This window comes from Paucilactobacillus nenjiangensis, from assembly GCF_005405445.1.
In the GTDB taxonomy this organism is placed as follows: Bacteria; Bacillota; Bacilli; order Lactobacillales; family Lactobacillaceae; genus Paucilactobacillus; species Paucilactobacillus nenjiangensis.
Genome location: NZ_BJEB01000077.1, coordinates 1 through 8,405, shown reverse-complemented (window position 1 = coordinate 8,405; position 8,405 = coordinate 1). Strand labels below are relative to the sequence as shown.

The 8,405-nt window shown below is 39.5% G+C and carries 8 protein-coding genes; 1 reads left to right on the top strand and 7 read right to left on the bottom strand.

The annotated features are described in order from the left end of the window. Window positions 1-152: 152 nt before the first annotated feature. From FFM59_RS09240 to FFM59_RS09215, 6 genes are all read right to left on the bottom strand, one after another. Complete coding sequence (locus FFM59_RS09240) at window positions 153-1,454, bottom strand: pyrimidine-nucleoside phosphorylase (protein WP_137602751.1); 1,302 nt, start codon at window positions 1,452-1,454, stop codon at window positions 153-155. 85 nt (window positions 1,455-1,539) lie between these two features. After that, window positions 1,540-2,493 (bottom strand): DNA-binding transcriptional repressor DeoR, encoded by a 954-nt coding sequence (gene deoR, locus FFM59_RS09235; protein WP_137602750.1) that lies wholly within the window; start codon window positions 2,491-2,493, stop codon window positions 1,540-1,542. 84 nt (window positions 2,494-2,577) lie between these two features. Further along, window positions 2,578-3,285, bottom strand: a complete 708-nt coding sequence (deoD, locus tag FFM59_RS09230) for a purine-nucleoside phosphorylase (RefSeq protein WP_137602749.1) — start codon at window positions 3,283-3,285, stop codon at window positions 2,578-2,580. 18 nt (window positions 3,286-3,303) lie between these two features. Further along, window positions 3,304-4,491, bottom strand: a complete 1,188-nt coding sequence (locus tag FFM59_RS09225) for a phosphopentomutase (protein ID WP_137602748.1) — start codon at window positions 4,489-4,491, stop codon at window positions 3,304-3,306. A gap of 41 nt (window positions 4,492-4,532) precedes the next feature. After that, on the bottom strand, window positions 4,533-5,204 hold the full coding sequence (gene deoC, locus FFM59_RS09220; protein ID WP_137602747.1) for a deoxyribose-phosphate aldolase: 672 nt from the start codon (window positions 5,202-5,204) through the stop codon (window positions 4,533-4,535). 256 nt (window positions 5,205-5,460) lie between these two features. After that, entirely contained in the window at window positions 5,461-6,111 is a 651-nt protein-coding gene (locus FFM59_RS09215) for an MIP/aquaporin family protein (protein WP_137602746.1), read from the bottom strand. 339 nt (window positions 6,112-6,450) lie between these two features. On the opposite strand from FFM59_RS09215, the gene FFM59_RS09210 reads away from it, so the two are divergent. Beyond that, window positions 6,451-7,602 (top strand): VanZ family protein, encoded by a 1,152-nt coding sequence (locus FFM59_RS09210; protein ID WP_137602745.1) that lies wholly within the window; start codon window positions 6,451-6,453, stop codon window positions 7,600-7,602. Window positions 7,603-7,650: 48 nt separating this feature from the next. Here the strand turns inward: FFM59_RS09210 and ndk are convergent, their stop codons facing one another. Next, window positions 7,651-8,085 carry a nucleoside-diphosphate kinase gene (gene ndk, locus FFM59_RS09205; protein WP_137602744.1) on the bottom strand — a complete coding sequence of 145 codons (435 nt, stop codon included), beginning with the start codon at window positions 8,083-8,085 and terminating at the stop codon, window positions 7,651-7,653. Window positions 8,086-8,405 lie beyond the last annotated feature (320 nt).

Sequence of the window (8,405 nt, the reverse complement as noted above, 5' to 3'; positions counted from 1 at the left end):
TAATTGATCTTTTTCAGTTCATATACGTTATTAAATAGGCCTGTAGCCATGCTTTATTAAAATAAAAAACCATTAGAACGAGGTTTCCCTTGACTAATGGTAGAAAATAAACCACAATCGCCCCATGCGATTGTGGTTTATTTACATCCATATTAATCTGTAATAATTTCGTGGATTAATTTGATTGGTTCAGCAGCATCCCCAATTAAATAATTATCACGAATCAATTGTTCAACTTTAGTGATATCTTCTTGGTTACTGTAAACTGTCAGTAAGGTATCACCCTTTTTGACTTGGTCACCAACTTTGTGACTCAAAACAATCCCAACTGAATAATCAAGCTTGTCTTCTTTGGCAGCACGACCGCCTCCAAGTAACATGCTGGCTACGCCAATTTCGTCAGCCGTAATTTGACTCACGACTCCATCTTTTTCAGCTTTGATGTCAATCTTGTATTTAGCTTGTGGCATGATTGAATAATCATCAATCACCCGGGTATCGCCACCTTGCATTTCAATCATTTGTTTGAATTTTTCTAAGGCTGACCCATCATCGATAGTAGCTTGTAATTTTTGACGAGCTTCGTCTAAGTTAGCAGCTTTCTTGCCTAAGACAGCCATTTGAGAACCTAATGTCAAAATTAATTCAACTAAATCGGCAGGTCCTTTGCCCTTCAGAACATCAATTGATTCTTCAATTTCAAGAGAGTTACCAATCTTATCACCAAGTGGTTGGTTCATATCAGAAATAATCGCCATACTCTTTACTCCAGCTCCATTGGCAATTTCAACCAAGGCATGGGCCAAGCTTTGTGCATCGGCTTCTTCTTTCATGAAGGCACCACTACCGGTTTTAACATCAATCACTAACGCATCTGTCCCTGAGGCTAATTTTTTACTCAAAATCGAGCTAGCAATCAATGGAATTGAATCAACTGTGTCAGTTACATCACGCAATCCATAAATCCGGGCGTCAGCTGATGCAATTTGGCCTGTTGCACCGACAATTGCCAAGCCTATTGATTGGACTTGATTAATGAATTCTTCTTCGGTTAACTCTACTCGAAAACCAGGAATGGCTTCCAATTTGTCCAAGGTTCCACCAGTGTGACCTAAACCACGACCAGAAATCATGGGTACGGGAATCCCTAACGCTGCTACCATGGCTGCCAATGGCAAACTAGTTTTATCACCCACACCACCGGTAGAATGCTTATCAACTTTAATGCCATCAATCTTTGATAAATCTAGTTGATCACCAGATTCTAGCATGGCCATCGTTAATTTAGTTTGTTCAGGTGCAGTCATTTTTTGAAAATAAATGGCCATTAACAGTGCACTAATTTGATAATCAGGAATCGAACCATCTACAACTCCATCAACGAAGAATTGGATTTGTTCATCGGTCAGAACCCCACCATTTCGTTTTGCATCGATTACATCTAACATTCTCATTGTTCATTATCCTCCTTGTGTTAGCGGTTACATTTTGTTGTTAAAAATAAGGACGTTAAGAGTCACGTCCTCATTTTATTTTCAATTAGTTTCGATAATTAATAAGTTGTTGCGCCGTATGTTGATCAATAATCAAAGTGTTGGCGTATTTACCACGTAGAGCCGCATCAATTGCGGCGACTTTAGCTTCACCGGTAACGACCAAAATGGAGTGATCTTTAGTCGTCAAATCTGACAGTTGAATACCAATCGTGCGTTGATTAATTTCATCGCACACAATTTTGCCGTCCTCATCAATAAATCTAGAGAAGACATCCCCAACTGCATGGTCTTGCAAAAACTCAATTTCGTCTTCGGCAAAATAGTTTAAGTTCAAGACCAACGCGCTGTCACGTACAGTTCCGACAGTAAAGACTGCAATATTAGCTTTTTTACCTAACTCAATCAAATGTTGAATATGGCGTTCTTTTTCAACTAGGTCTTTCGTCATCTTTTGATCAAAAATTACTGGCAGTGGCAAATATTGAGGAATTGTCCGAAACGCGGCGGCAAAGGCATTGATACTTTCAAAGGCGTAAGTGTGGTGTTTAGAATACGAAACACTACCTTTGAGTTGCACCACCGAGACGTCCGTGACTTCATCCTTCACATTTAAATGATTCGCGATGGAATGGATGGTTTTACCCCAGCCAATTCCAATCGTATCGTGATCGCCAACCAAATCAGCTAAGTAATCGGCGGCGTACTGACCAATCGCGTCTAGCGAAGAACCAGCACTCACCGTTTGAACGGGCACCACGTGGGCTTCATTCAATTGGTAGCGTGCTTTAATTTTAGCTTCCAGTGCTGCCGAGCTTTCGACCGGATCCATGATTTGGATCCGAATCAAACCACTTTTTTTGGCCGCTTGAAGTAGTCTTGAAACGGTTGGTCGAGAAATCCCCAATTGAGCAGCAATCTGATTTTGACTCAGTTCTTGTTCATAATACATTCGCGCAACTGCGATACTTTGTTGAATTTTATCCTTTTCAATATCCATTGGTTTGGCCTCAACTTAGCTTAATTTTATTTACAGTAGTTCATTATAAGACAGTCCAAGCCAAGAAACTAATCAATCTAATGATTAGCCACGAATCCCAGTTTCAAGCGAAACTTTCATCATATCGGTAAAGGCTTGTTCACGATCGTGTGGTGAAGCAGATTCACCTGTCACTAAGTTATCGCTACAAGTCAAGATACTCAATGTCTTGATGCCATATTTAGCACCAATTAAGAATAATCCGGCCGATTCCATTTCAGTGGCGACACAACCATAGTCAGCTAATTTCTTCATGTCTAATTCATCATTATAGAAACGATCAGCAGCAAAGATATTTCCCACTCGAACTGGTACATCCATCTCTTGTGCCACATGATAAGCTCGGTCAAGTAACTCAAAGTCTGACAATGGAGCGTAATATACGCCAGCCCCAAACGTATTGGCGGTCACAGCTGAATCCGTGGTGGAACCTTGGCCTAAAATAACATCACCAATTTTGACATCTTCACGCATCCCACCGGCGGTACCAACCCGGATAATCGTTTTAACACCGTAAAATTTGATTAGTTCGTTAGCATAAATTGACAGTGAAGGAATCCCCATTCCACTACCTTGAACGGAAATCTTTTTACCCTTATATGTTCCTGTATAACCAAACATATTCCGGATGGAACTGTATTGATGAACATCTTCTAAGAAGTTTTCAGCAATAAACTTAGCCCGTAATGGATCCCCTGGAAATAGAACTGTTTCAGCGATTTCGCCATCTTTTGCACCAATATGTGTACTCATAATTTATCACTCCTCGGATTATTTAAGATCAGCTAAGAAACTTGTGCCTTTGACATTGTTAACACCAAAATTATCCAAAATAGTTGCACCAAAGTCTGAGAATGTTTCGCGCACACCTAATGATTCACCGATTTGCTTGAAACTTGGTGAATAAGCTAAGACAGGTACTAACTCACGGGTGTGGTCAGTGCCACGGAAACCAGGATCATTACCATGGTCAGCGGTAAGCATTAACAAATCGTCATCTTTTAATTGAGCCAAAACTTCACCCAATTGTTGATCAAATTCCATTAATGCAGCACCGAAGCCCTTTGGATTACGACGATGACCGTACATGGCATCAAAATCAACTAAGTTCGTAAATGAGAAACCGTTGAAATCTTGGCCCATCGTTTCCAAAACATGTTCCATACCGTTATGGTTGCTTTCATTGTGATATCCACGAGAAATACCGTGACCTGAGAAAATATCATTGATTTTACCAATCCCGATTACTTCATAGCCAGCATCTTGGAGACGGTTCAAATCAATGTCACCAGTTGGTTCCAGGGTGAAATCACGACGGTTAGCCGTCCGAGTAAAGTGATCTTTGTCAGGTCCAACATAAGGACGCGCAATAATCCGACCAATCACATATGGTGGTTCATTCACTAAACCACGTGCGTATTCACAAATCTTATAAAGTTCTTCCAATGGAATAATATCTTCGTGAGCGGCAATTTGAAGTACTGAATCGCCAGATGTATAGACAATCAAAGCGCCAGTTTTCATCTGTTCTTCACCGTAATCGTGAATAACATCCGTGCCGGAATATGGTTTGTTGACAATTACGTCACGTTTAGAAAAATCCTTCAACTTATCAATTAAGTCAGCGGGGAAACCATTTGGAAATAGTGATAAAGCGTGTTCGACGGGTAAGCCCATCATTTCCCAATGGCCATCCATACTATCTTTACCAGCTGAAATTTCACGCATCTTGCCATAATAGGCTAATGGTTTGTCAGCTGCGGCGACGCCTTCAATGGGTGTTTCACGCAAATTAGAAATCCCAAGCTTTTGCAGATTAGGAATGTCTAAATTACCTTCATAAAATTCACCAACATGGCCCAATGTATCTGAGCCGACATCACCAAACTTATCAGCGTCTGGTGCAGCACCCGTTCCAACTGAATCCAAAACAATTCCGAAAACACGATTGTACTTCATTATTGCACTCCCTTTATTTACTATTTAGTACTTGGCTATGATTAGCCTTCATTTTCTTTCAAAATTTCAACACTGGCACTCACGCCTAAACGACTGGCACCAGCTTCAATCATGGCGTAGGCTTCTTTGGCACTATGGATACCACCAGAAGCTTTAACACCCAAATCAGGTCCAACAGTTTCACGCATTAATTTAACATCAGCTACTTGAGCACCGGCAGTTGAGAACCCAGTTGAAGTTTTAACAAAGTCGGCTCCAGCGGCAACAGATAATTTACATGCACGAACTTTTTCTTCATCGTTTAATAAAGCGGTTTCAATAATAACTTTCAAAATAGCTTTTTTAGCATGAGCGGCATCGGCCAAGGCTTTAATATCAGCTTGAACAGCGTCATCATGATGTTGTTTTAATTCACCAATGTTGATCACCATATCAACTTCAGTAGCGCCTTTGTCGATTGTATCGTTCACTTCAAAGACCTTTGTGGCTGTGGTATTGGCACCGAGAGGGAAACCAATTACAGTACAAACATTGACAGTTGTGCCCTTCAATTCTTTGGCAGCTAATTCTACCCAATATGGATTGATACAGATTGAAGCGGTATTATATTTTTTTGCTTCAGCGAGTGTTTCTTCGACTTGAGCTTGTGTGGCATCTGCTTTTAAGAGTGTGTGATCCATGTATTTTGCTAATTCTGCGTTTGTAAGTTTCATTTTTGAAACCCCTTTCATTTTTGATAAATCAAGCTTAACAAATCTTTGAGCAAATGTAAAATAATTTACTGAAATTATGTTCAGAGTGCTTTTCAGAATTTTAAGTGTTGTTTACCATTTCACAAATTGACATTTGTTTACGTTATGTATAATTCGCTTGTCTTAAATCTACATATTTATTGAATTTCAATGAAATAAAAAAATCACCACTGATAGCAAATTGCTGTCAGTGATGACTGTAATTAAATATTAATTTTTATCTTTCTGAATCTAAGAATCGTGAACAATATGCTGCCAAAATGGCACCAATTTCTGGAGCTAAAATGTAGACCCAGATGTGTGACAAAGCACTACCACCAGCAAAGATAGCAGGTCCGAATGAACGGGCTGGGTTTAATGAACCACCAGTCAGGTTCAAGGTTGCAATAATCAAGAAGGCTAACGTAATACCGATTGTTAAGCCGGCAAAGTCACTGTTACCATGATCGTTGCTCGTGACGTTTAAGATGACCATCAAGAATAAGAATGTAGCTAAGGTTTCGACAATAATTGCGGTAACTGAATTAATCTTGGGGAAATCTGTTTGTCCAAGTGCAGTAGCTGACAGGTGCAAGGCTTTAACAAAGTAAAGCACGAAAGCGCTGGCCGCAGTGGCACCAATAAATTGAGCGATGATGTAAAAGATTGCATCCCCGACTTCAATCCGACGATTGATTAGCATGGCAGTCGTAACAGCTGGATTAAAGTGCCCACCTGAAATTCCACCAAATGCATATGCTGATACAGTGATGGCTAACCCAAATGATAAACCAATGGCAAGAACGTTGCCCTTAGCAATCACTACGGTGGCCGTCCCTAGGAATACCAACATAAAAGTTCCTAAAAATTCTGCAAAATATTTTCTCATAATAAAATAAATCCTCCCTTGTTTATTAACACTTACAATTGTACAAAAGGAAATTTACCTATGCAAGGCCATTAACTGTTCAAATTTTGTCAATAATTTAAAAAAATCTGAACAATAATATTTTCAGAGCCTTGATATCACAAGATTTCCGCACGTGTTGTGGCATAAATAGATATTGTAGTCCATTCTTATCTAAAGTGTATGACTGACAAAATAGCTGTGAATTATTTCTTATCATTGAATTGTCCCTAAATTTTCGATGTTTTGTTGTTGTCACATGCCCCGTGGGTTTGGTACATTGAGTAAAATACAAAAAAATTCAAAAAATCAGGAAACCAAATGTCATTATATATTAGCAATATCAAATCAGCAGTCATAATTTTTCCATTCTTAGCGGCTTTCATCACGCTGCCGTTATTAGTCATTGAGTATCGCCATTATGGAAGTTTCACGTTTAAGCGGGCCTTTGTGCTGTACACGATGATTTTTTACCTGTTAGCGGCGTACTTGATGGTCATTTTACCTTTGCCGTCGATTGAATCGGTCTTTAAAATGACTTCGGCAAGAGTACAACTGATACCCTTTAACTTTGTGCATGATTTTTTGACAGAATCTGGATTTTCATTAGTCCATCCGGGCACCTGGGTTGGATCGTTAAAAACGATTTCGTTTCTCCAGCCAGTCTTCAATATATTACTCATCATTCCGTTTGGGTTTTATATTCGCTATTACTTCCGACTTTCATTTAAGAAAACCATCTTAGCTTCATTTTTGCTGAGTCTATTCTTTGAATTAACTCAATTATCTGGACTATATTGGATTTATCCTCGTTCATATCGTCTCTTCGACGTGGATGATTTAATGATGAATACGCTCGGTGGCACCTTTGGCTGGTTGCTGGCACCGATTATCGCTAAGATTTTCCCTAATCGTGACAAACTTGATAGTTCCAGTTATAAAAGAGCCGAACATGTCGGTTGGCTCAGACGTTTGGTTGCTTTATTTATTGATTACATGATTGTTTCGACGATTTGTAGTTTGATGATTGAAGTTTTCTTCTATATGATTGGTCACCGTGGCATGGCCCACACGCCACTCTTTAATTATATTTTGCCCATTGCGATTGTCCTGATTCTGGTACCAATGGTGACGGAAGGACAAACCTTTGGTAAATCAATTGTCCACATCAAGATTACTAACTTTTATCCGGGCAAGCTTTCTCGACTGAGAATTGGCATGCGCCAAGCCTGGATTTACTACTTCACGTTACCAATTAGTATTGCCTGGTTAAAACAAGCTAAACTAATTTTGACGGTCGAATCTGCCCGAACCAAATTAAATGCCTTTGTACTCGTGATATTAAGTGCGATTGTGCTCGGCTTTGTCTTTGATTTTCTGGCTGCGTTAGTTACACGCCGAGACCGCTTATTTTACGACTTAATCGTGCATACGAAGCAACAAAATACCTTGAAAAAGCGCGGTAGAAAATAGTGCCAAAAAAATCCACTTCACGAATTCACTCGTGAGGTGGATTTACTATTATAACGTATCGCCTAGTTCTGGGAACCAGACTTTAATTTCGCGTTCAGCTGACTCGGCACTATCAGAACTGTGGACGACGTTTCGAATCAAGCCATCAGCCCATTCACGTCCAAAATCTCCACGAATTGTCCCTAGTTCAGCTTGTGTAGGATTAGTCCCACCAGCCATTCGATGGAACACTTCTACAATATTAGTGCCTTGCGCCACAATTGCAGTAATTGGACCTTCCTGCATATAAGTCGTAATTTCTGGAAAGAAAGGCTTGTCTGCTAAGTCCGCATAATGATCCTTCAATTGTTCCATGGTAGCGTTTACAATTTTTAAGGCCTCAATTGTATAACCACGTTGTTCAAGTCGCGTGATTACTTGGCCAATATGCCGTTGTTTCACACCATCTGGTTTCACTAATACTAACGTACGTTCTTCTGCCATCTCGTCATCCCCAATCATTTATTACAACAATTGTACAACGAGTGCTCGTGGTAACGCAATCAAAACTAATATCAAATGTTTTCTTTGTGCAAATTATAGTAAATACTATATACTCATTAATGTAGATAACTATAAGAGAGGGGTATTATGAAACGCCATTTAACCATTACTGCAATTTGCTTTTTTATCATTTATATTATTATCATCACCGTTTCAGCTTGGATTGAAGTCAATATTTGAGACAGATTTTAAGAGACATTCAGAACCGCGTTTACCTTCCACAGCTCAAATAAATCATTAATCGCGATTAATAACTTATT